This is a genomic window from Alteromonas sp. 07-89-2, assembly GCF_013113925.1.
Classification (GTDB): Bacteria; Pseudomonadota; Gammaproteobacteria; order Enterobacterales; family Alteromonadaceae; genus Alteromonas; species Alteromonas macleodii.
Genome location: NZ_VTYM01000017.1, coordinates 110,929 through 135,565 on the forward strand (window position 1 = coordinate 110,929; position 24,637 = coordinate 135,565).

Consider the following 24,637-nt stretch of genomic DNA (forward strand, 5'->3'; position numbering starts at 1 on the left):
TGTCTTTTTTTGAACATTTTGTGTTTTGATGTATTGCGCGAAACTTGCGCAGTAACAAAATGAAGACTAGCTTTAAGTTATCAAAATTTATACGGATATTGCCCTGTTTGTCGTTCCTTAAATCCAGTTCATCCATCAGTGAAGCTAAGAGTACTTTAGGCTTAGCGTTAGTACTTGCAACAGTGCTTGTTGTACTTGTTGTTGGTTTGTTCGAAAGTAATATTAAAGCGACGGCTGAATCTCAAACTTTCACGGCATTAGAAGAGAGTGCGGCCAGTGCAGAAAATGCTGCAAACTCTCAGGTGACAAAGTACATCAATGCGCTTAACTTCCTACATCAGACACCACCCATTAGCGGCATCGTCCGCGCGACTGAAAATGAAAATTTAGACCCCAAAGACGGTACGACGTTGGAACAGTGGAAGCGGCGACTAGAAACGATTTTCGTTGCTTTTATCGAAAATAACGAAGAAATCGATCAATTAAGGATCATTCAAGCTAATGAGGATGGAAGTGAGTTTATTCGGGTGGAAAGAAACGGAGGAAGTGTTTTAGTAGTTAAGGGCAACGATTTACAACCTAAAGCAGCGAGAAGTTACTTCATAGAGAGTGTTAAGCGCAATAAGGGCGAGCTTTATATTTCAGATATCAATTTGAACCGTGAATGTGGAAAGCTCGAGTTTCCTTATAAAAGCGTTATTCGCCTTTCTCTTCCTATCTTTAGCATCTCTGGTGAGCGTTATGGTTTTATTATCATGAATGTAAACGCCCAGTTTCTATTGTCGCAAATGAAACAAACGCTTGTCGGTAATCAATTGCTATTTGTTACCGATAGCGAAGGTTTTTTTGTGAGTCACCCAGACAGCGATAAGTCCTTCTCCAGAGATTTAAACCCTATGGTGAATTGGGCGAGCGAATTCGAAAGCCCTTCGAAAATAGGTAGGGCTAAAATTAAACAGACCGCACAGACAAACTCACCTTTGTTTACGGTCACTCGTGCATTTACGATAAATGGAAATCAGCAAACCGCCCCATTTTTTCTTCATACGGCATTGTCTCAGTCAGAAGTGGCAGCCCTTATCAATGAGAAGAGGATTAGCGTTTACAGCGTAATTGGGGTAGTTACGCTAATTTTTGTAAGCGTTTTACTCTTCATACACCGAAGTAACATTAAAAACATTGAGCTGGCTAAGGTGCGCGGCGAGTCCGTTGCTATTATCGCTATATCTAAAGATGCGATTTTCAGCGTAGATTCTGCTGGCGTGGTGAAAAGTTGGAATATGGCAGCCGAGTCACTTTTCGGGATCCCAAGCCAGCTTATTTTAAATCATCACTACTCGTCATTTGAGCAGCTTTCTCTATTAGGACTTGAACCGGTTCTCACCAAAGGCGGAAAGCAAAGCACCTTTACAACCCGTTACACCGATGATGAAAAAGAAGAGCGCACGCTACTTATAACCGCGTCTACTATTTGGGGTGAACAATCACAATTTTCAGGCGTTGCTGTTGTAATTAGAGATGTGACCGACGAACGCAAGGCAAAAGACGCGATAGAAAGGGTAAACCTTAAGCTTGAAGAAAAAGTGGTAAGCAGGACGAAAGAACTTGTTGAAGCGACGCAAGAGGCGCGAAAAGCGAGCAATGTTAAAAGCTCTTTTATTTCCAATATTAGCCACGAAATGAGAACACCGTTAAACGGGGTAGTTGGCTCGTTGGCGTTACTTAAGCGTCAGCCCCTTAATGAGAAAGCTGAACAGCTTGTTTCCATGATGGAAATTAGCTGCAACAACCTTAGTGTACTGATTAACGACGTTCTCGACTTATCTAAAATTGAAGCGGGCAAGCTTGATATTAATAATCAATATTTTGATCCGCTTGCACTTATCGAGTCTATCGCCAAGGTCTTTGCCGTTAAGGCAGCTTCTAAAGGACTACAGCTTCTTGTTGACACAACAGGTCTTCCCCCGGTGGAAATAAACTCAGATCCATACAGAATCAACCAAATTCTTAGTAATTTATTGAACAATGCTATTAAATTCACTGAAGAAGGGCATATAAAGCTACAAGTATCGTTAAGTGATGATGATGCGGGGACCCAGCAGCTTCATTTCAGTGTATGTGACACAGGCGTGGGGATAGCACAAGAAAACCAGCCCAAACTTTTTACCGCGTTTACGCAGGCTGATGCATCTGTTGCTACCCAATACGGAGGTACCGGACTTGGCTTGTCTATCTGCAAGCAATTGAGCCAGCTTATGGGAGGAGAGATCACGTTCAACTCTGAGGTTGACATAGGCAGCACCTTCTCATTTTTCGTTACTCTTCCTGAAACAACGTACGACAGCGCGTTCGAGCATAAAATGGCAATGGAAACCGAAAGTATGCTTCTTAATGGGATCACAATCGGTGTTTCTGCAAGTTATCCACCTTTAGAAGAAAACATCTGTTGTTTGGCCTTACACGTCGGTGCAGAGCCGCAAGTATTAGGTAAGCATTCTGAGTTAGGAACAGTACCTTGGACGCAATTTAATGCCATTATTGTGGACGAGGCCAGTTCACTCATTCGTGAGCTAGATGATATATGGCAGGCACAAGCTGCCACTAAAAACGCTGGTTCGTTACCTGTGGTTTATATTCTTCAAAAACTAGAAGGGACACCTTTCCACTTCAATCACCTTGTGCCGCTTTACTTGCCAAAGCCATTATTCAGGTCGAGTTTTGCAATTGTCCAACAAGGGTTAGACGCTGCTCTGTCGGGATATACATTAAACCAATCAGATATCTCATCGGGTAAAGGGAAAGCTGAGGACATCTCAGACGGAGAAGGGGCAGCAGACGATACTGAGCAGCAATTGTCTATTGAGAATGCTAACTTATTGATAGTTGACGACAATATGATCAATCGCGAGGTGGCGAAGGGTGTGCTGGAAAGTTTACCTGTTAAATTGTTTACCTGCAGCGATGGTGAGGAAGTTGTTGCGTTCTTGACGAAATGTGAAAGCAAAGGCCGCAGAATTCACAGCATATTGATGGATTGTCAGATGCCTAATATGAATGGTTATGACGCTACCCGAGCCATACGAGAAGGTAAAGCAGGAGCGATGCACAAAGATGTACCTATAATTGCCATGACAGCCAATGCCATGCTCGGCGAAAAAGAGAAATGTTTAGAGGCAGGTATGGACGACTTTGCGACAAAGCCTGTCATGGCCGATGTACTTATTCCTAAAGTGAAACAATGGTTAGTGCATCAAATAACGGTATTAGCAAGTGCAGAGCTTAACGATACTGATACGAGGTCAAGTACCGGAATCACTGCGAGCGAACCTCCACTGGTTGACAGTTTGTTGAGTGCCATCTCAAAAGAAATGGACTGCGACACACTATCGGATTCAAGAACAGAGGCTCAGACAAGTACAGAGTCTGAAGTAGAAATAGATCCCGCGTTACAGAATGCGAAAATAGCTAATGATATTGCCGCTCGCGAGGGCTCGGAGAAGGAGGCTGAAATTGATAACGTCAGTAAAACTCAAGCTTATGAAAACAATTCAGAGGGGCTTGATGGATGTTGGGAAAAAGACGATGCCATTGCTCGGATAATGGGCGATAAAGCGCTATTTTCTCGTGTCTGCGTCCTGTATTCCAGAAGCGCGCCTGACAAGCTTAAATTACTTCAGCAGGCTGTTGATAGTCGAGACTTCGAAAAGGTTCAGGTGCTTTCATTGAAGCTCAAAGGTATGTCTGCAGATATTGGTGCCGTACAGTTACAACGAGACTTTGAGAGCTTATGGGAATTGTCAAAGGCGAAAAAGTGGGAAGACGCTGAAGCGCTACTCCCTTCCATCACCGATGACCTTAATACTTTCTTAGAGATCCTTGAGGTAGCCTAGCCTACCTAAGCTAATTGTGTCATCTTACGTCTAAGGTCGCGTAAAAATCGCATCAACAGAGCGCGTTGAATTGATTCTAGAAATCTGTAGTCAAACCATCTCACAGGTTATGCGCGCACGTAAAACGTAGCTATTAGGAGTAAAGCTTTTGAACCCATCTCGTATTTTTCGCCAGCCGAATACAGTTCGACATGCACTGTATGCAATAGGCGCGCTTGCTGCATCGTTTGCCATTACAAGTGTTCCCGTATTAGCGGATGATTCCAAACAATTAGGAAAAACACCCGTAGCTATCGCTATTCATGGCGGTGCAGGAACCATTTTAAAATCATCGATGACGCCAGAAAAAGAAGCGGACTACAAAAGCGTATTAACCCAAGCGGTGCAGCATGGCTACGCGTTGTTGCAGAAAGGCGAAAAAGGTGAAGTGGCGGTAGTAGAAACCATCAAAATTCTTGAAAGTTCGCCGTTGTTTAATGCTGGCATTGGTGCGGTATATACCTTCGACGGTGAACACGAGCTTGATGCGTCGATAATGCACGGCGGCAGTAAAAATGCAGGTGCTGTTGCGGGGGTGAAAACAATAAGAAGCCCAATAGAGGCTGCGTTATTGGTAATGAATGAATCTCCACACGTTATGCTTTCTGGGAGAGGCGCTGAAGATTACGCAAAAGAAAACGGCCTTGAACAGGTAGACAACACCGTTTTTGATACCGAGTTTCGCAAACAGGCTTTAGATAAAGCGAAAGCACGTATGCAGCAGGTCTCGAGTGGTTACGGTTCGCAGCAAGGCAATGAGCGCTTTGGCACTGTTGGAGCCGTAGTATTGGATCAAGAGGGCAATATTGTCGCGGGAACATCCACTGGCGGAATGACGGCTAAACGGTATGGACGTATTGGAGACTCGCCTGTTATTGGAGCGGGTACCTATGCCGACAATGAAAGCTGCGCGGTATCGGCCACAGGACATGGTGAATATTTTATTCGATACAACGTGGCAGCAGATATTTGTGCGCGAATGAAGTACCAGGGTTTAACGTTAAACGACGCTGCGAACACTGTAGTTAACGACGTACTTGTTAAAGCCGGTGGCGATGGCGGTGTGATTGCTATTGACGCTAAAGGTAACGTCGCTATGCCGTTCAATTCTGCGGGTATGTACCGCGCTAGCGTTGACATAAATGGTAAAGTGAAAGTGGCAATTTACAAAGACTGATCACTGAAAAACTATTTGTTATTTTAATGTTAAATGTGCTGGCTTGTATGCAACGAAACGTCTAATCTTAAAGTGTGGGGGGAAAGTGCTTTCACATGTGGTTAAAAATAATTGAAGTGCCGTAACGCCAATTAAGTCGCAGTATCGGTCACATTAGGCGCCACGGCTGGAGAATTGAAAATGGAATCGTTGCAAGTCAGTGATTATATGAATACTCACCCAGTGAAGCTTAATGTCGATATGCCCGTTGCGCAGGCTGTCGAGGTGTTATTAGCCAGTGGGCAGAGTGGTGGTCCGGTTCTCGATAGCAAAGGTAGAGTGGTGGGTTTTTTGTCTGAGCAAGACTGTATCGCTCAAATGATTGCGTCAAGCTACTATCGCGAACAAATTTGTAGAGTAGGGGAAATCATGAAAACCCCTGTGATTTCTATCAAACCTTATATGTCGGTAATAGAGTTAGCCCAATTACTGTTAAAGGAAAAGCCGAGAGTTTACCCCATTGTTGATGATGACGGGGTACTGTTAGGCTCAATTAATCGAACGGCAGTGCTACGGGCTATTGATGTTCAATTAAATGATGGATACCAGCGCGCGGGCTAGACGTTGGTTGGGCTAACGCACTTTAATTTAGCTTGGTAGGATTTAGCGCTGCAGGTAGCGTAATGTATGAAGATGCGGCGCTGGGTTAGAACGGCTTGAAGCTAGTGCGACGCCATGCATTTATCATATACCAGAAAGGAGGCGTTAACTTGCTTAACGCCTCCTTCTTATTTATTTACTTTTCGTATTATTTGTTACATGTGTGAGTGGCGTTCACGCTTGGCGCTCGCTAATTTTCTGATCGCATCTTTAAGTGAGGCACCAGCAACTAGCTTAAAGTTTTGAGTCTCGCTAGGCATGACGTTTCTTCCATCTTGTACTACCCAAAGCCCTTCGGTGAACCTTCCTCCCAAGTTTGCGTTAGTTACATCAAGCCCATCTGTTTCCGACACGCCGTCAATTTGCGTGGCTTTATCTGCTGTTATTTGAACAAGCCCCATAAGTTCCAAGACTTCAGGGTTCTCATTGTGTACGTGATAGATAGCATAGCTGTTATTACCCTGACTGGATGCGATTAGGTAAGTTTGTGCATCTACATTAAACAGTGCCAAACCTTCTACATCAGCTTCTACCGGGGCTTCTATCTCAGCGATGAACTGAGGCTGATTGCTGTTTGTTGCTATATCCAGGGCCCAGATACCAGCACCTTCCTCACCTAAGTATGCCGTGCTCGTTTTAGTATCCACTACACATCCTTCTGGCTGCGAGGGCAGTGAAAAGGACTGTGTTAAATGTCCATCAACAGCTTTGTCTGGGGCGATAGACACGCTATATCGTTCGAAGCGGCCACTGGTGTCGTTAGCAAATACATGAGCTACTCCGTCTGACACAAACAGACACATGCCGTATATATCATTGAGTGTAGTGCTTATGTGGCCTAGTTGAGTCATATTGCCGCGTTTATCTATTTCAAATACAGACAAACTGTTATTCGACCGGTTTGATGCCACTGCGATATCGATAAGTGGCGTATCGCTTTGCAGAGCTTTGGTTTCTGCCGCAGATACCTTGTATCCCACATCAACGTTATTCACTCTGCCAACAGGAAGGCTTTGCACTAGCTTGCCGGCTAAGTCATAGCTATTCAATGCGCCTTTTTTGTCGGTGCCGATTACGCGACTTTGTGAAGGGGCATTCGAGTTTACCCAAATGGCAGGGTCGTCAGCGGCGTCGCCATGATTTTCCACTGGGTCAGTTTCAACATCGGGTTTAACCTTGATAGTGAGGTTTGCATGTTGGGATTCGCTGTTATCTGTATTCACTTCCTCTATGTAATTTTCTTTTGGCGAGGTGGCTTTAATATGGGTGTCGCATTGTCGATTAAGTAAAGCTGCGCTTAGTTTTGAGGGAAGAGCGGCAGAAAACACGTCGCCTGATTCGTCATCGTCAACAACAAGAGAAATGTGTGTGCCTTCTTCACTTGACGACAGGTGAACGAATTCAGGCTGAATAAACGTAGACTTGTTGATCGCTTTTAACTGGCGATCTGCTGAGTTACTTTCGTTCGCCGTATTCATTAGCGAGACAAATTGCGTAAGACATGGCGTTTTTAGCCATACCCCGCTGGCATCCGGGCTCACCCAGGCAGCGATATCCACGCCATCTACCGTCGTTGAAGATAGGGTGGCTACACCTTCAATGGCAACATCGTGATCGTGAAAAGTAAGGGTTTTTGCTAGCTCACTTTCAATATCGGTATCTAATTGCCACACACCGGCAAATTCGTCAGCAAGGTATAGCGTTTCGGTGTTGGCATTTATCGCGCAACTTTTAATGCCTGGACCTATCGCAAAGTCTCTAAGCGATAAAAAACGCCCGTTATGAAATTCATACTGATTCAGTGTGCCTGTCGCATCGATATTAATAATTTGCAGTTCGCCAGCGCTTGATGTTGTAGCACAAATGGCTTCAGAACCTTTGGTCAACTGGGTTTGCGGTTGGTCAACCTTAAGAGACGCGGCGTTAATGCGATACACTTCTATGTACTGGGTGTTGTTATTGAACACTACTAAAGACACCCATTGTTTTGAATTAGATTCCACAACTTCGGCACGTGCTAAGGTGTAATGTCCCGCAATGAAGTGTTTTTTTCCTTCAGAGTTACTTAGTGAAATACCCTTATGTTCGTTAACATTAATGTTGATAGCGTGGGTGTCGTCGTAAACTTTATGTTTGTTGTTGGCGCGAGCGTCCTTGCTATTGTTGTTAGCATGGGTGTCTTTGTAAGCGTCTTTGTAAGCGCTATTGGTGTTAGAATGGTCGGCGTGCGTTTGGTAGTGCAGAGTTAGGCCTAAACCATTTTTTAGCTTTGTTAGCGGTAATGCAATGTTTTGGCTTTCTGCTTTTATTAGCTGGCTTTCGCTGTGCGCTAACTTGATATTTGCATGGGTATCTGCGCTGGTATTGGTATCGTGAGAGGCTGCGCAACCGAACAAAGTCAAAAGTGCGCTTGAAAGCGCCGCTGTGGTAAATGTGGTTTTAAAAACTGTTTTGGTGTGACGCTGATTGGTCATTGTTGTTATTGTCCTGAAACTTACTGAGATCAAACCATGCATGGCGCATCGACTAAAGCATGGCTTACAGATTATTAAATGTAGGTTTGAAGGCCGAACTAACGCCGGCCTTCAAACCTTACAAACTACTTTCGATATACCTGCCTAGTTAAGCTGCCAAGTAAAGCCAAGTTCGAACGTGCGGCCGTATTCTTCATACTGCGCGTTTTGGTTGCGCGTATCGAAATAGTTGTAGAAAGGTTCGTCACCTAAGTTGATGCCGTTGAAATACACCTGCATGCTGTCGTTGATGTAGTAGCGCGCCATGAAATCAACCTGTACGTGGTCATCTTCAAATCTGAGCATGTCACCATCAATCTCTTCGAAATTGTCGCTTTTATAGGTGGTGGCTAGACGTACACTGAAGTCATTCGCTTCGTACCCAATGGTGATATTGCCAATACGGTCTGATTGATTTGGCAACTGGGTTTCAAATTTTTCTCCATCTAAGAAGGTAGTCGCTTCAGAATCGGTAAAAGTAGCATTGGCGGAAATAATAAAGCCATTGTTAAAGGCTTTCACCCAAGAAAGTTCTAAGCCGGTTAAATCGGCAGAGTCGCCGTTAATTGGCTGTATGACTTCTTCAAAACCTTCCCAACCGGTTGTATCTGCAACATCAGCATACACAACGAAGTTATCGATATTCTTGTAGAACAGCCCTGCTGAAATTACACCGATGTCACCTGGATAGTATTCAATCGACAAATCAACGTTTTGTGCTTCGTAAGGTTGAAGGTCAGGGTTGCCAACTTCCGCCTCTCGTTCAGTCACAAATACGCCATCATCTTCTTCTGTTTTACTCTCGATGATTTGAAATGCCGCTACATCTTCAAACTTTGGTCTTGAAATAGTTTGGGTGTAGGCAGCACGAAGCTGAAGTTTATCGGAAACAGTGTATCTGGCATTTACACTGGGTAACCAATGATCGTAGTCGCGCTCTGCTTCCCACGGCGTATTTACCACTTCTTCCACGTCGGTTTCTTCATTTTCTACAAGCTCTACTCGCATACCCGATGTAGAAAAGTCAGTACGTTCATAGCGAACACCTGCTACCAAATGAAGTTTATTTATATCTACGCTGCCCATGATATAAGCGGCAAAGATATCCTCTTCATTCACATAGGTCGCGCCGCGAGACTCCACCTCAGAATTCAGGCTGTCTAACTCAAGGTTGTCGCGGTTATCGTTGAAGTAATTACGCATTTCACTTCGATTAAGGCCTGGCCCAAAGTCATCAAGAGAGTAGTCTGGACTGGCAGCTCCGAATTGCGAAGCGTCTAGGTCGTCGAAGTCTCCATCAAAAATAGCGATGCTGCTGTCGCGGTCTTTTTCTCGGCTTCGGTATTTCGAGCCAATTTTTAACTCACCTATATAGCCACCAAGGTTGATGGGGCGGGCGGCGTCGAAATTAATACTGGTTTCGGTATCTTTGGTGTAGTTATCTTCAAAGCTGATCTCATCGACCTCATAGGTTGATAAGTCCATGGCATCAGCGTTTTGTGAGACGGTTGGACGCATAGTATTTAAGTCTGCGTTAATACTGTCATTTTCAGTTTTGAATACGTAATACAGTGCATCTGGCTCGTCTTCATCAGACTTTGCATAACCGAGCTGCCAGTTTGCTTTCCAGGTATCTAATTGGTGTTCACCACCTAACGCCACAGTAAAAATACTCTGACTTTCAAAGCGGTCTTTACTTTCTCTTTCTATTTCTGAGTCTTCGCCATCGAACGTGAATATATTACCTTGACGGTATTCGTCGTCAGAAAACTCACTGTAAAGTGTGCGAAGAAAGTATTGGTTGTTGAAGTCAGGACGAAAATCGATATTTAACGCACTACCCAAACGTTCGCGAGTGATCGTGTAGTGACGTTGCTCAAGCTCATCGTCACCGTTACTTTCAACATTGTCTGAACCAAAATCTCGGTCAAAATAGGAAATAGCGCCAGCCACGCCCCATTCGGGTGAAAGCTTCTTAGTAAATGTACCAGAAAGTTTTGGGCTGGTTTCATCGCGTAAATCATTTTGACTGGCTTGCACGGTAACGCTCGCGGTATCTCGAGCCTTATCAAACGCACTCACACTTTTCACCGCGACTGAACCACCAATGGCGTCTCCGTCCATATCGGGCGTTACCGATTTAGACACCTCTAACGTTTGGATGAGTTCAGAGGGAATAACGTCAAGGGCTACTGAACGTACGCCTGATTCAGGCGAGGGAATATTCAAGCCGTTAATGGTTACGTTATTCAAGTTGGGGTCGATACCGCGTATGCCGACGAAACGACCTTCACCCTGATCTCGCTCAATCGACAAGCCAGGTAAACGCTGTAACGACTCAGCAGCATTTTGGTCTGGAAATTGTCCAATGGCATCTGCGGATACAATAGACGAAATACGATCTGACGTTCGCTGCTGGTTTATGGCACTTGCCTGACCGCTTCGTTGACCACGCACCAAGATCTCATCGATAGTATCGCCGCTGCCAAACTCCACGGCTGCGCGCGCAATACCGTTGTCCGTCACTTTTATCGCTTGCGTAACCGTTTCCTCACCAAGATAAGAAATTTCTAGCGTGTAAGTACCCTCTGGAATAGAGGGAAACCGAAATGTACCGTCTGTGCCTGCTTCAGTAACTAGTCCTAATTCTTTAAGCTTAATTTGAGCACCGGTATAGCTGCGCGTCTGTGCGGCGTCTTTTACTGAACCGATAATTACGCCATCAGCAGCTGAAACAGGTGTAGCGACGCTAAGGCCCATTGCCGCTATGCAGGCAAGTGTTAGAGAAGAGTACGCGGTTTTAATTTTCATTTATTTTCCAATTAATTAAGCAGTAAAAAGGCGTTTTGAATAAGTGCTAAGTAAGTGAATGAGTACCCTAAGAATCCTGTATGACAGTTATATGACGATTTGATGGAACAAGCGGTACACTATCGGTAATTGTCGCCTATTTACAATTGGCTGAGCTAAATTGACCCTTGCTTAAATTACTGATTTTGTTTGGTTCTTGTGTCTTTTTTTATGCTCCTAAAGTTCGCTGCCATCAAGATGTCACATTGCTGAGCCAAACTGACCCTCGACAGTTTCATCAGATTTGGGCAAGACTCTCGTTTTGTTATAAACGCTGGCGGTGGCCGGACTAACGCGTGATGTATCCAATTCAAGAGATTTCCAAAGAGAGCACTATGTTTACCTTTACAAATTCAACACAATTTAGGCATCACAAGCTTTGGCTAGCATTTACATTTTGCGTAGTGGCGTTAGCGGTTTGTTTAGCTTTTATTTTTGGCAATGCAAAAGAAAGCACCGTGATATCAGGCCTCGATATTGTGGGGGAGGGAAGCATTGCTTTTTTAACTTTGGCGTGGATGCTAGCTGCGCTTGCCAGCCGTCCTCCAGGTAAAGTAACGAGCCTTCTCACGGTAGGACTCGGCTTCTTTCTATTTTCAGTCAGTTTAGATTTCTTGGATGAGTTTTTTCATTATCCCGAAGAGGCTTATTGGCTAAGCATGATTGAGTCTTATCCTGCGGCTGTTGGTATGGTAGTAATGACCGCGGCACTGTATCAGTGGCACCTAGAGCAGCGCGCGTTAAACTTGCAATTACGACGCAGAGAATGGGACTTTCGCGATCACGATGCTATCGATCCCATCACTCAGCTTTACCGCGCAGAGTATTGGAAAACACAAATTAATAAATTACAGCAGTCTGGCAAGTCAGCTGTCATCGCCATTATCGATATCAATAACTTCTCTTTGTTCAACCAAAAACATGGGTATACAGAAGGCGATAGGTATCTGCACGATATTGCGCAATTGGTGATCATGAATTTGCGTCAGCAAGATTTAGCGTGCCGCTATGCCGGTGATAGGTTTGCTATTCTGATACCAGACGTATCGCCCATGCAGGCTGACGTTATCCTCAACGATATCAAAGTGAGCATTCAGCACCTTGCGTTTAGACACAGCCAAAATGCAAACGCTATTTACACCACCGCTCGCAGTACTCAAGTGACTTTGTTACCTAACCAACGCCTTGCGACAGTGCTTAACACCATGCTCTTAGAACTTGAGCGTGCCCATGGTAGCGCAGCGTAATTAGGCCGGTTTGGTCAGTGTATTTGGCGATAGTAATTTGGTAGGGGTAACCGGTGAAGATGAATGAAGATGCCTGCAGCGAGTAACTTATGGATTTAATGTTACCAAGACTAAACGCACTACGAGACTCTGAGGACGAAGCTGCAATTGCAGGTGCTAAGTACCGTCATTCAACTCGTCTTTCTGGAGTGGATGTCTCTCTAAAAGATGATGCTAAAGCGCTTGGCATGGGTGTCCCTGTAAAAAGCGATGCTGATATGCTTAACATGGGTGTCACTGTAAAAGATGACGCTAATGAGCTAGACATGGGTGTCATCGATAGTGCTGGTAGTGCTAATGTAGTGATGTCTAGCCAAGATAAAGTAATAGTTGGGTATTGGTTAGTGCGGGCAGCACTTAATGTGGCGCTCTCTCGTGGCGCGAATAAAAATAAGCTCTTGCGCGGTACAGGTATTTTTGAAGATGCGTTGCAACACCAATCACTATTAAGCATAAATCAATATTCATCGCTGTTAGTGAATGTTCAAAGCCAGGCGAGAGGCGGCGACGTTAGTTTTTTGCTGGGGGGAGCTTTCGCCTCGCAGTGGCTATCTAGTCCACTTAATGCGCTCAAAGCATGTGAAAATGTAGAGCAGCTACTTTTACAGCTGACTCAACGCCAAACATACCGGTGGTGTAGCCTACCGCTCTGTCAGTTTCAGCGTTTTGAAAACGCAGACCAAATAATGTTAGTGCCTCAGTTTACAGGGGTAAGCAGCAAACAGCTTCAGTTCTCCATTGAATTGGCATTCGCAAGCGTTGTTGCACTTATGAAAAGTATAGCAAATAAGCGAATTCGTTTATCTTTCTCTTTTACCGAGAGTCGACCAAGAAATATTGCTGATTACGAAACCCACCTTGGGCTTAAGTTATCGTTTAATCGCGCTTTTAACAGTATTTGGATTGAGAAAGACGTATTACGCCAACCTTTGGAGCTAACAGCTCAGTCGGATTGTTCTGCTGAATCACATGTTTCTATGGAAGGTGTCGTTAGTAATAGCGCAACGCAAACAAAAGAAGGGGCTTCTATTGAATTGCAAAACCGCTTGTCTTTGCCTGATTTTGTGAGGCGTTATGTTTATGCATCCTCCAACACACAGGCAGCAAATATCGGATTACCCGAATTGGCGGAAACCCTAGACGTAAGCGTAGCAACGCTGAAACGGAAATTAAAAGAGTTCGGCACTAGCTATCGCGCTCTGTCTGAAGAAGTTCAGCGCAATCATGCGCTTTTACTTTTATCGGTGCACAAGGTGAGTAACGAGGCTGCGGCCAATGCAATGGGCATTAACGATTTGCCTAACTTTCGACGAACGGTAAAACGGCTTACAGGTAAAACCCCTAGCGAGCTTAGAATTTAACGTGAATGACTGATAGCGCCTCTCCATATTTCTACGTAACAGAGCTATGCCACACACTTATGCCAAACATTTATGCAACACAGCTATGAAAAATAGCTAGGCGGCAGTCGCGTTCTACGGCTAAATGGTTGTAGCTTCACTCCTTTAATAACTCGAAATCTAATCGTAGCGTCTGGCACAGTGCAGATGAGTTAATTATTGGAAAGTAAATTTCTTTTCAATGCTTTAAAAACCTTTTATCCTTTGCAGCTTTAGCTTTTCACTGTTCAAGACCGTCAAAATATGGTTTCGTTGAAGCTTTTTCTTACGCATTTGCAACCGGCAGGTGGCTTTTCCGCGTAGCCTTTAAACTGTTGCTAGCAGGCAATAAAACCCAAAAAGAGAGTTTTCTGTGCACGAAAATAAAGACATTGCACCAAATTCTATTGCACCTAACCCGCTAGGTTTAACGCCTATTTTGCTTTTTGTGATCCTTGTTGTGGTAACCGGCATTACTACAAACGACATCACTGCGATGCCTATTTTGGTTGCGTTTTTTATCAGCGCTGGCTATGGGCTATGTTTAAACCCGAAAGGGAAAAAGGTCAGCTTCTCTGAAAAAGTACAAACGTTTTGCAAAGGCGGTGGCGATAAAAACATTATTCTTTTGGTGCTTATTTTCCTGTTAGCCGGTGCGTTTTATGCGGTGACTATAGATATTGGCGCTCGGGATGCCACGGTGAATATGGCACTTCAATTTGTGCCTTCTGCACTTATATTGCCAGGCCTGTTTTTGATTTGCTGTTTCATATCATTTTCAATGGGCACGTCCATGGGCACCATTACCGCGCTCTCGCCCATAGGTGCAGGTCTTGCCACAAGTTTAGGGCTGCCGGTGGAAATGGCGCTTGGTATTGTGGTGGGGGGCGCAATGTTCGGTGATAACCTCTCGTTTGTTTCAGACACCACCATTGCCGCAACCCGTACCCAAGGCGTTCAGCTAAAAGACAAGTTCAAGGCAAACTTAATGGTTGCTGTGCCGGCCTGCATCGTTACTATGGCGTTGCTGCTTATGGTGGATGTTGATACTTCTGGTATTGTTGAAGGTGGCAGCTACGATTTTTGGCGCATAGTACCGTACTTGTGCATTATTGCTTTTGCGCTAACAGGGTTTAACGTTATTAGCGTACTTGCAGTGGGTATTGCCAGTGCCTGTGTAGTAGGCTTGCTACAAGGAAGCTTTACGCCACTTTCAATGATGCAGAGCATCCAAAAAGGGATGGGCTGGATGCAAGACTTAGCGATGATCGCCATAACCATAGGCGGCATTGTGGCGCTTATGCACGCTAACGGCGGTATAACCTGGTTAATCGAGCGTTTAACCCGTAAAGTCACGTCAAAGAAAGGCGCTGAGTTCAGTATTGCTGGCTTAGTTAGCTTTTTAGACGTTACAACGGCGAACAATACTATTGCGATTGTTACCGCAGGCCCAATTGCTAAAGACCTGAACGAAAAATACGGCGTTGACCCTCGTCGTACTGCATCACTTTTGGATATCTTTTCGTGCAGTTTCCAAGGTTTAGTCCCTTACGGTGCGCAGCTTTTAAGTGCCGCAGCCGTAGTAGGTATTTCACCGTTAGCTATTACACCGTACTGCTGGTATCCCATGCTGATTTTCGTGTTTGGTGTGGCGGCCATTTGGTTCGGTTTTCCCCGTTTTGAAACGCCCCAAGACGATGAATTAACCCAAAGCGCTTAAATTCTCGTAACGCTTAACACGCTGGCTTTTTAGGGCGGTATCTTCTAGGATCACCGCCCGAATTTTATTGATGATTAGAAACACGCTTTAGGATGTCACTTTGTCTTCAACACTTGCAATAAAACCTCTTTACAACAAACTAGATGATTGTTTGAGCGCAGATAAATTTCGCTTGAAGCGCCGCATTACACAGCTTGCACAAAAAGTGAATGATACATCTGGTGTTGACGGAAAAGGGGCGGAGAAAAAAGCAGCTAATCCCAAAGTTTCAAAACGTGATAGCGCGGTTAGCGATGAAAGCTTAAAAGCACAGTTTGAAAAGCTCGAAGGCGACATTAATACATCAATAGAAAAACGCAAATGGCGTAAAGACAACCTACCCAAAGTTGAATACCCACCGCTGCCGGTTAGCGATAAAAAAGAAGATATCAAAGAAGCGATTGCGAATAACCAAGTGGTGATTGTTGCGGGTGAGACTGGGTCGGGTAAAACTACGCAGTTACCTAAGATATGCTTAGAGTTAGGTCGCGGTGTTAATGGCATGATAGCCCACACCCAGCCACGACGATTAGCGGCGCGAAGTGTAGCCACCCGTATAGCCGAAGAGCTCAACACGCCGCTTGGCGAAAAGGTGGGTTTTAAAATTCGCTTTAGCGATCAGGTAAGCGAGCGAAGCTACGTTAAGCTTATGACCGACGGTATGCTGCTAGCTGAAATGCAGCAAGACCGCTTTTTAAATCAATACGATACTATCATCATCGATGAAGCCCACGAGCGAAGCCTTAATATCGACTTTTTGTTAGGCTATTTGCGTCAGCTTTTAGATAAGCGCCCTGATTTAAAACTCATCATAACATCAGCTACTATCGACCCAGAGCGATTCTCTAAGCATTTTAATAATGCGCCTATTATCGAAGTGAGCGGACGTACCTATCCGGTAGAAATTCGCTACCACGCGCCAGAAGACAATGATGACGATATTGATCAAAGCGATGCCATCGTAAATGCTGTCGACGAGCTAATGCGTGAAGCGCCGGGCGATATCTTAGTGTTTTTAAGCGGGGAGCGCGAGATACGCGACACCCAAGACGCCTTGAGCAAACAGCATTATCGCAACACTGAAATTGTTCCGCTGTATGCGAGGTTGTCGGCGGCAGAGCAAAACCGGATATTTCAGTCTCACAGCGGTAGGCGCATTGTCCTTGCCACCAACGTGGCAGAGACCTCGCTCACGGTCCCCGGCATTAAATACGTCATTGACCCGGGCTTTGCCCGTATTTCACGCTACAGCGCTAGAAGTAAAGTACAGCGTTTACCTATTGAGCCCATTTCTCAAGCGTCAGCGAATCAGCGGGCGGGGCGATGCGGCCGTGTGTCTGACGGTATTTGTATTCGTCTTTATAGTGAAGAAGACTATTTAGGCCGCCCAGAATTTACCGACCCAGAGATCCTGCGAACCAACTTAGCGTCGGTTATTTTGCAAATGCTTGCTTTAGGGTTAGGCGACATCGCTGCGTTTCCATTTGTTCAGCCGCCTGATAACCGCAATATCAACGACGGTTTCCGTTTACTTGAAGAAATTCAAGCTATTGCGAAAGGCAAAGATAACCGGAAAACCAAGCAAAGCGGCAAAATGCAGCTTACTCCGTTAGGTCGTCAAGTAGCACGTTTGCCTATCGACCCTCGCTATGCACGCATGGTGATTGAAGCCGAACGCACTAATGCGCTAGGCGAAGTCATGGTGATTGCAGCGGGGCTCTCAATTCAAGATCCGCGAGAGCGCCCTCAGGAAAAACGCCAGCAAGCAGACGAGAAGCACAGCGAGTACCACGATAAGGATTCTGACTTTATCAGTCTTTACAACTTGTGGGGGGCGTTTAGAGAGCAGCAAAACGCACTCAGCCAAAACCAATTGCGCAAATGGTGTAAGCAAAATTTCATCAACTATTTACGTATGCGTGAGTGGCAGGACATTGTTAGCCAGCTCAAAAAATCTATTGCTGAGCTGGGCTTTGGCATCTCAAAGCAAGAAGCCGACTATCAGGCTATTCACCAAGCCATCGCCAGCGGCTTGCTGTCGCACATGGGCTTTAAAGATAAAGAGCGCGAGTATATGGGCTCGCGTAATTCGCGCTTTCTTATTTTCCCGGGTTCAGGGCTATCAAAGTCTCAGCCAAAATGGGTAATGGCAGCTGAACTTGTAGAAACCTCTAAGCTATTTGCTCGTATGGTGGCAAAAATAGACCCAGCATGGGTAGAGCCTTTGGCCGAGCATGTTGTGCAAAGAAGCTATTCAGAGCCACACTGGTCGAAGAAACGCGGTGCGGTGATTGCCTTCGAAAAAGTAACCTTGTTCGGGTTACCCATAGTGATGAAGCGTGCGAAGGTTTATAGCCTCATCGACCCTCCAATTTGCCACGAGCTATTTATCCGCGAAGCGCTAGTCGAAGGCAATACTAAGCTCAATTACAGCTTCTTACAGGAAAATCAGGCGCTGCTTGAGCAGGCAGACGAGTTTGAACAAAAGACCCGTCGTCGCGATTTGATAGTCGATGATGAAGAACTGGTAAGCTTTTACGCGAAGCGTATTCCAGTTGAAGCCAACAACGACGCGGCGTTTAAGAAGTGGTTTAAGCAACACGGAAGCAACGACAGTTTAACGTTTAAAGAAGAAGACGTATATCGTCAGCAGCCTGGGCAGTCGGTAGCAAACGCATTTCCTGATGTATGGCGCCAAGGCAATATTACGCTGCCGCTTCGCTATAACTTCGAACCTAACGCTGAAGACGATGGCGTAACTGTTGTCATCCCGCTGCCTGTGCTTAACCAAGTCGACAATATAGGTTTTGATTGGCTGGTGCCGGGGCTAAGGCACGACCTAATTGTGGGTTTAATTAAAACCTTGCCTAAACGCTTGCGTCGTAACTTTGTGCCTGCGCCTAATTTTGCTGAGGCGTGCCTTGCTGATATCAGTGAAACAGATAAGAACAACCGTCCGGTGCCGCTGCTTGAAGCTGTAACCGATAAGTTACGCAAAATGACGGGCGTAATTATTGAAAGCGAAGAGTGGAATCTAGATCAGCTTGATAAGCATTTGAAAATGCACTTTGCGGTAGTTAACGATAATGGCGATGATATTGCTAAAGGTGACGACCTTCACGCGCTTAAACAGCAGTGTGCAGGGCAGGTGAAACAAACCTTTGAGAAAGCCGCAACACCGGAGTTAGAGCGAAATAACATAGAACAATGGGATTTCGAAAGCTTGCCAGAAACCTTCGTGCAGAAAGTAGGCGGGTTTGAAGTTCAGGCGTTCCCGGCTCTGGTACAAAAGGGCGATAAGGTAGATATCGCGCTCATTGAAGAAGCAGATAAAGCCCAAGTGCTGCATAAGCAAGGCGTGAATGTCTTGATTAAAAACGCCATGCCTTCGCCGCTTAATTATTTGCAAAGCAAATTACCTAATAAAGCCAAACTGGGTTTGTATTTCAACCCATTTGGACAAGTGAAAGCGCTAATTGATGATTGCATTTTTGCGGGTATCGACGCCATCGTCAGTGATTACTGCAAAACCAATAACACCGACATTCGCAGCAAAGCCGATTTTGAAGCCTGTTTAGAGATTGCTCGTGCAAACATTAATGACAGAGTGTTAGAGATTGCCAAACAAGTGGAGCAGGGGCTTACCCTCGCGCACCAGTGCCAGAAGCAAATGAAAGGTAACGTGCCGCTGACGATGATAAACGCCTTAGGTGACTGTAAAGCCCACTTGGCATCGTTAGTTTTTCCTGGTTTTGTTTCTGAAATTGGCGAGAGCAGATTAGATGATTGGAATCGTTACATTAAAGGTTTAGCTCGTCGGTTAGAGAAGCTCCCCATTGATCCCAACAAAGACAGAATGCATCAGGTAACGGTAGAAAAGTCGATTAAAGAATGGGAAAAAGCGTGCAGCAAATACCCCAAAGGTAAACTGCCTCAAGCTCTTAATGACGTGCGCTGGATGATAGAAGAACTGCGGGTTTCTTTGTTTGCCCAGCAGCTTGGCACAGCATATCCCATTTCGGCTAAGCGTATCACTTTGCACCTCGCTGACTTTTAAAAAAGGGCCTGAGGTGTAAGGTAGCATCAATGAGCCAGGCTAGGGCATGAGGACACATATTCGTCATGGCAAACAAAACAGCGGGCAGAAACGGCTGAGTCGCTGATTTAAGTGGGAAGGTAGTCGAAATTAGACCAAAGTACACTTTTAATAATTGTTGAATAAATATTATACAGTCCGATTGACAAGTTACCGGCATCGCCCTATAACATCAGATGTAGTCGTCAGCGTAACGCTAAAAATCAGGAGAAGTAGACATGTTGGGATACGACGATAAGCGAAATTTTTTCAGGATGATGGTAAATTCGCCTTGTCAGTTGCAAATTACTGATGATGAGTCGAGCCGCACCATGCAGGCAATGTGTAGAGATATCAGTGCTACAGGTATGTCTTTAGAAGTCGATGAACCCTCAATTGAGGTGGGTACACAAGTGAGTGTTGCAATAGAGTCATCTAGTTCGCAAATCCCATCTTTGGCAGCATTAGCGACTGTTGTGCGCTGTGAACCTGAATCCGAGTCAAGCTGCATTATAGGCGTCGAAATTTCTCAGATGAAATAGTCTAATCTAATGTGTTAGGGCGGGGTAAAAGCTTCGCCTTTTCGTGTCTAACTAAAAAACACAAAGCGTCAGGGTCTACAGCAATGACGTACTCGCGGTGTTGCTTCTTTACACTCCTATGTTGACCAGCCCGTTGTGGTTTGAAAACAGTCTTTCAGCTTTCATATACTAAACCGAATAGGCCGTTCAGTTTTTTCTATTTTAACTCTCAGTCTTAATTACTAATAATTCTCATTAATGCGAAAGCAAACTGATTTAATATTTTGAGAGAGTGATGATTATGAAAAAGACGATGACCTTTGCAGTGATGCACTTTTCAGTGGCCTTTACGGTTGCCTACTTACTGACAGGAAGTGTGGTAGTAGGCGGTGCTGTAGCGTTGGTTGAGCCAGCCATTAATACCGTGGCGTTTTATTTTCACGAGATGGTGTGGAAGAAAGTTGAAAAAAAAGAGGGTGTTGTTAAGGAACAATCAGATGACAGTTCACAACAGTTATCAAGTCGCTTTTCTAACAATGAGATAACCTTTGCATCTTAGGGGAATGGATTTACCTTCGTAAGCTTTTCGCACAACGTAATGTTAGCTCAATAGATTTCGTTAAGCGCCCTATACATCAACAAGGGCGCTTTTTTAATAGTTAGTCGTCGGTGACTTCACACACTAGACCTTTCAAGTAATAGCCTTCTGGATAGCTGCCAATGATAGGATGATCTGAGGCTTGATTAAGCCTTGCGATAATTTTGATAGTACGACCTGCATCAAGTGCAGCGTCTGCCACAACTTTCTGGAATAAATCTGCCGGCATAAGGCCAGAGCAGCTAAATGTAAGCAGCAGCCCACCAGATTTAACAGCATGTATGCCGTACATATTAATGTCTTTATAGCCGCGGGCAGCACGGTTTAATGTTGCCTTGCTGTCGACAAACTTTGGCGGGTCGAGTATCACCATATCAAACTGTTTGCCCTGCTCGTGATACTCCCTGAGTGCCTTAAACACGTCTTGGTTTACGTAATTGGCTTTGTTTTCGTCTAAACCATTGATGGCTACATGGTGCTTAGCCAAATCAAGAGCAGGCTGAGATACATCAACGTTAGTAACAGATTTAGCACCGCCAGCAAGTGCGTAGCAAGAAAACGTACCTGTGTAGCTAAAACAGTTGAGTACGTCGGCATCTCTCGCATAATGTGCAGCCGCCGCGCGACTGTCTCGCTGATCTAGATAAAAACCGGTTTTATGGCCGTTCTCGATATCAACCACTATGTTGATGCCGTTTTCTTTTACTGTAACTTGCATAGGTGGTTCACCATGCAGTACACCAGTTACAGGCTCTAAACCTTCTTTCTTGCGCACGTCCACGTCGCTTCGCTCGTATATGTGTACATTAGGCATTAGCTTAGTAATTGCCCACACTATCTTATCTCTGTGTTTTTCGCCGCCCGCGCTCAAAAGCTGAAGTACTGCAACATTGTCGTATAGGTCTATCGTGATCCCTGGAAGGCCATCACTTTCAGACGCTATCCAGCGAAACGCGTTGGTTTTGTTTGGGTCAAACAAGCGTTTGCGAAGGGCTAGTGCAGTTTCTAAACGGCGTAGGAAAAATCCGTTATCAATGCTTTCGTCTTTCTTGAATGTCCACATACGAACGCGAATTTTTGAATTTGGAGAGTAAGCGCCTCGCCCTAACCAGTCGCCTTCAGAGTCAAATACGTCTACCGTATCGCCAACTCGCGCGCGGCCCTTTAGTTCAGCCACAGCGCTTTCGAATACCCAAGGGTGTTTGCGGCGAAGTGATTTGTCTCTGGATGGCTGTAATATGACCTGTGCTGACATGAAGGCTCTCGTACTAATTTAATAAATGTGAAACAGAGTTAAGCGATTTTACTCGCTTATGAGAATTGTCGCGATTATACGCAATTTCATAAGTTCTGTGTTAATAATACCAATCTGCATAGATAATTACCCACTCAGCGAGAGTTAAAATGCTCTATCCGGACTGGTATAAACACAAAACAAACCCAAACTGTTTGATATAAAAGTACGTAGCCAAATTACGATTAAAATTTAAGACTAGGATTGGATGTAAATTATGCGATATGTCGATTTTGAAAAAGGATGCGGCCCAAGTGAACTTGTTGTAAAGGAATGTGAAGGGCTGTCGCTAGCACCAGGGAAAGTAAAAGTTGACGTAAAAGCGTTTGGGGTGAATCGTGCGGATACCTTGCAACGCCAGGGGAATTACCCACCTCCACCAGGCGAGAGCGATATTCTTGGGTTAGAGGTAGCTGGCGTGGTGTCAGAGGTTGCCAGTGACGTTACTGCATTTAAAGAAGGTGACGAAGTATTTGGTTTGGTTGCAGGTGGCGGCTATGCCACTGAAGTGATGGTTAATCCAGCCCATTTAATGCCCATCCCCAAAGGCATGCCGTTTTTTGAAGCGGCGGGTTTGGCCGAAGTGTTTCTTACGGCATTTCAGTGTTTGCGCACAATCGCGCATGTAAAGCCGGCTGAACGGGCGTTAATTCATGGCGGTGCAAGCGGTGTAGGGCTGGCTGCCACGCAACTTTGTCGATATTGGGGCGTACACAGCGCGGTAACGGCTTCAAGCCAAGATAAGCTTTCGTTGTGTGAAAGCAATGGCGCAGAGCATCTTATCAATTATAAGCAGCAACAGTTTGATGATGTGCTTAAAAAAGTCTGGCCTGAAGGGGTTGATATGGTGCTTGATATGGTAGGTGGCGACTACCTCAACCGTAACCTTAAAATACTGAAACAAGATGGAAAAGTGGTTTACTTAGCGATGCTGGCAGGGAGATATGCTGACAACCTCGATATGGCTATGCTGTTAGGTAAAAGGGCGTCCATTATTGGCACGACACTTAGAAATCGAAGCGACGATTATAAAGCTGATCTAATTCGTGACTTTACTACCGTATGCTTGCCCGCTTTTGAGAATAAAGAGCTTAGGGTGAATATCGATACTCACTATAGCATTGAAGATATCAGCGAACCCCACGTGCGTTTGGAAAACAACGATACGCAGGGCAAGTTGGTTCTTTCTTGGTAAATGCGCTTTGCAGTAAGCTTATCTAATTGCCAACGAAGCCTTCGTCGGGTTTCGTTGGATTGGCTTCTGCCGCATTGCGGGCCAGGTCGTCACAGCGCTCATTTTCAGGGTGCCCCGAATGGCCTTTTACCCAATGCCAGTTTACCTGATGCTTTTTTACCGCTTCATCTAGTCGCTTCCACAAATCTGCGTTCTTGACGGGTTTTTTATCTGCCGTGCGCCAACCGTTCTTGCGCCAGTTATGGATCCACTGATTAATACCATTTTTTACGTACTGGCTGTCGGTAGTTAATTCAACGTTGCACGGTTCGTTTAAACTATTGAGCGCTTCGATAGGGGCTAATAGTTCCATACGGTTATTAGTTGTGTGGGCAAAGCCGTCGCTCAACTCTTTTCTATGCTGCTTGTAAATCAGTACAGCTCCGTACCCGCCCGGTCCGGGGTTGCCCAAGCACGAGCCGTCGGTGTATATATGAATGGTCTTTTGAGCCACAGCGTTTCCTTTGATTTAACTGGCTTAATTTATATTGTCTTTTCCCTTAGCGGATTGCGAAGGGGTTGATATACTATCAAAAAATGAAAGTGTAATTATAGTAGAGGTTCCATGCGCCAAATTGTTCTCGATACTGAAACCACAGGTATTGACCCCAAAGAAGGCCACCGCATTATCGAAATAGGGTGTGTTGAAGTTGTTAACCGCCGATTGACGGGGAATCACTTTCACGTTTACATCAATCCGGGCCGTCACATTGAACAAGAGGCAATTGAAGTCCACGGTATAACCAATGAATTTCTTGCCGACAAGCCTACCTTTTCTCAAGTGGCTCAGGAGTTTGTGAGCTTTATCAAAGGGGCACAGTTAGTCATTCACAACGCGCCCTTCGACGTGGGGTTTATGGATCACGAGTTTGGCATGGAAGCGTCTACCAAAGGCGTTATTACTAACCAAATTTGCGATGTTCTAGATACACTTACTCTTGCTCGCCAAATGCACCCAGGCCAAAAGAACAACCTCGATGCCTTGTGTAAGCGTTATGGGATAGACAATAGTCATCGTACCCTCCACGGCGCTTTGCTGGATGCGGAAATCCTGGCAGATGTTTACCTGTTGATGACCGGCGGGCAAACCAAGCTTAAACTGGCGTCTAGCTCTGGCACCGATGCTGACTCAACTGCCATTCGTAGAATTAACCGAGGCGCAAATAAATTAAAGGTTATTAAAGCCTCCGCCGATGAAATAACACAGCATGAGGCTCGCTTGGATATTGTCGAAAAAGCGGGTGGCAAATGTTTATGGCGTCCTCAGCCTGAAGAGGTGTCCTAGGGCCTGTATATGGTCTCCCCCATTATTGCAAGAGTAAACATGCTGTTTTGACTAAAATGGTTTGCGTCCGTATATCCGGCTTCTCGTTGAAGTATTTT

Annotated in this window: 15 protein-coding genes; 11 read left to right on the forward strand and 4 right to left on the reverse strand. The window is 45.1% G+C overall.

What is annotated here, in order from left to right; genetic code table 11:
* The first annotated feature begins 107 nt into the window (after positions 1-107).
* The 3 genes from F0261_RS12830 to F0261_RS12840 all read left to right on the forward strand — a co-directional run bounded on the left by F0261_RS12830 (position 108) and on the right by F0261_RS12840 (position 5,706).
* Positions 108-3,890, forward strand: a complete 3,783-nt coding sequence (locus F0261_RS12830) for an ATP-binding protein (RefSeq protein ID WP_171338152.1) — start codon at positions 108-110, stop codon at positions 3,888-3,890.
* A gap of 148 nt (positions 3,891-4,038) precedes the next feature.
* Positions 4,039-5,106, forward strand: coding sequence for an isoaspartyl peptidase/L-asparaginase family protein (locus F0261_RS12835; protein ID WP_014979078.1), 1,068 nt, complete (start codon positions 4,039-4,041; stop codon positions 5,104-5,106).
* A 180-nt stretch (positions 5,107-5,286) separates the two neighbouring features.
* Positions 5,287-5,706, forward strand: a complete 420-nt coding sequence (locus F0261_RS12840) for a CBS domain-containing protein (RefSeq protein ID WP_014949170.1) — start codon at positions 5,287-5,289, stop codon at positions 5,704-5,706.
* Positions 5,707-5,900: 194 nt separating this feature from the next.
* Here the strand turns inward: F0261_RS12840 and F0261_RS12845 are convergent, their stop codons facing one another.
* A complete protein-coding gene (locus tag F0261_RS12845) occupies positions 5,901-8,219 on the reverse strand; it encodes a phytase (protein WP_171338153.1) in 2,319 nt (772 codons plus the stop codon).
* 144 nt (positions 8,220-8,363) lie between these two features.
* The gene (locus F0261_RS12850; RefSeq protein WP_171338154.1) at positions 8,364-11,069 is read right to left on the reverse strand and encodes a TonB-dependent receptor; all 2,706 of its coding nucleotides are present in this window, start codon (positions 11,067-11,069) and stop codon (positions 8,364-8,366) included.
* A 374-nt stretch (positions 11,070-11,443) separates the two neighbouring features.
* Here F0261_RS12850 and F0261_RS12855 point away from each other — a divergent pair, with 374 nt between their 5' ends.
* The 6 genes from F0261_RS12855 (at position 11,444) to F0261_RS12880 (ending at position 20,687) form a co-directional block, all read left to right on the forward strand.
* A complete protein-coding gene (locus F0261_RS12855) occupies positions 11,444-12,355 on the forward strand; it encodes a diguanylate cyclase (protein WP_171338155.1) in 912 nt (303 codons plus the stop codon).
* An 89-nt stretch (positions 12,356-12,444) separates the two neighbouring features.
* A complete protein-coding gene (locus F0261_RS12860) occupies positions 12,445-13,755 on the forward strand; it encodes a helix-turn-helix domain-containing protein (RefSeq protein ID WP_014979082.1) in 1,311 nt (436 codons plus the stop codon).
* A gap of 391 nt (positions 13,756-14,146) precedes the next feature.
* The gene (locus tag F0261_RS12865; RefSeq protein ID WP_014979083.1) at positions 14,147-15,493 is read left to right on the forward strand and encodes a Na+/H+ antiporter NhaC family protein; all 1,347 of its coding nucleotides are present in this window, start codon (positions 14,147-14,149) and stop codon (positions 15,491-15,493) included.
* 100 nt (positions 15,494-15,593) lie between these two features.
* The gene (gene hrpA / locus F0261_RS12870) at positions 15,594-19,589 is read left to right on the forward strand and encodes an ATP-dependent RNA helicase HrpA (RefSeq protein WP_014979084.1); all 3,996 of its coding nucleotides are present in this window, start codon (positions 15,594-15,596) and stop codon (positions 19,587-19,589) included.
* Positions 19,590-19,846: 257 nt separating this feature from the next.
* The gene (locus F0261_RS12875) at positions 19,847-20,149 is read left to right on the forward strand and encodes a PilZ domain-containing protein (protein ID WP_014949177.1); all 303 of its coding nucleotides are present in this window, start codon (positions 19,847-19,849) and stop codon (positions 20,147-20,149) included.
* Between the two features lie 280 nt (positions 20,150-20,429).
* The gene (locus F0261_RS12880) at positions 20,430-20,687 is read left to right on the forward strand and encodes a DUF2061 domain-containing protein (RefSeq protein ID WP_171338156.1); all 258 of its coding nucleotides are present in this window, start codon (positions 20,430-20,432) and stop codon (positions 20,685-20,687) included.
* 100 nt (positions 20,688-20,787) lie between these two features.
* Here the strand turns inward: F0261_RS12880 and F0261_RS12885 are convergent, their stop codons facing one another.
* Complete coding sequence (locus F0261_RS12885) at positions 20,788-21,981, reverse strand: class I SAM-dependent rRNA methyltransferase (protein ID WP_171338157.1); 1,194 nt, start codon at positions 21,979-21,981, stop codon at positions 20,788-20,790.
* Between the two features lie 256 nt (positions 21,982-22,237).
* On the opposite strand from F0261_RS12885, the gene F0261_RS12890 reads away from it, so the two are divergent.
* Entirely contained in the window at positions 22,238-23,215 is a 978-nt protein-coding gene (locus F0261_RS12890) for an NAD(P)H-quinone oxidoreductase (protein ID WP_061094833.1), read from the forward strand.
* Between the two features lie 22 nt (positions 23,216-23,237).
* Here F0261_RS12890 and rnhA read toward each other — a convergent pair whose 3' ends face one another.
* Entirely contained in the window at positions 23,238-23,708 is a 471-nt protein-coding gene (gene rnhA / locus F0261_RS12895) for a ribonuclease HI (protein WP_014979088.1), read from the reverse strand.
* Positions 23,709-23,819: 111 nt separating this feature from the next.
* Between rnhA and dnaQ the strand changes: the two genes are divergently transcribed.
* Positions 23,820-24,539, forward strand: a complete 720-nt coding sequence (dnaQ, locus tag F0261_RS12900) for a DNA polymerase III subunit epsilon (RefSeq protein WP_171338158.1) — start codon at positions 23,820-23,822, stop codon at positions 24,537-24,539.
* Positions 24,540-24,637: the final 98 nt, after the last annotated feature.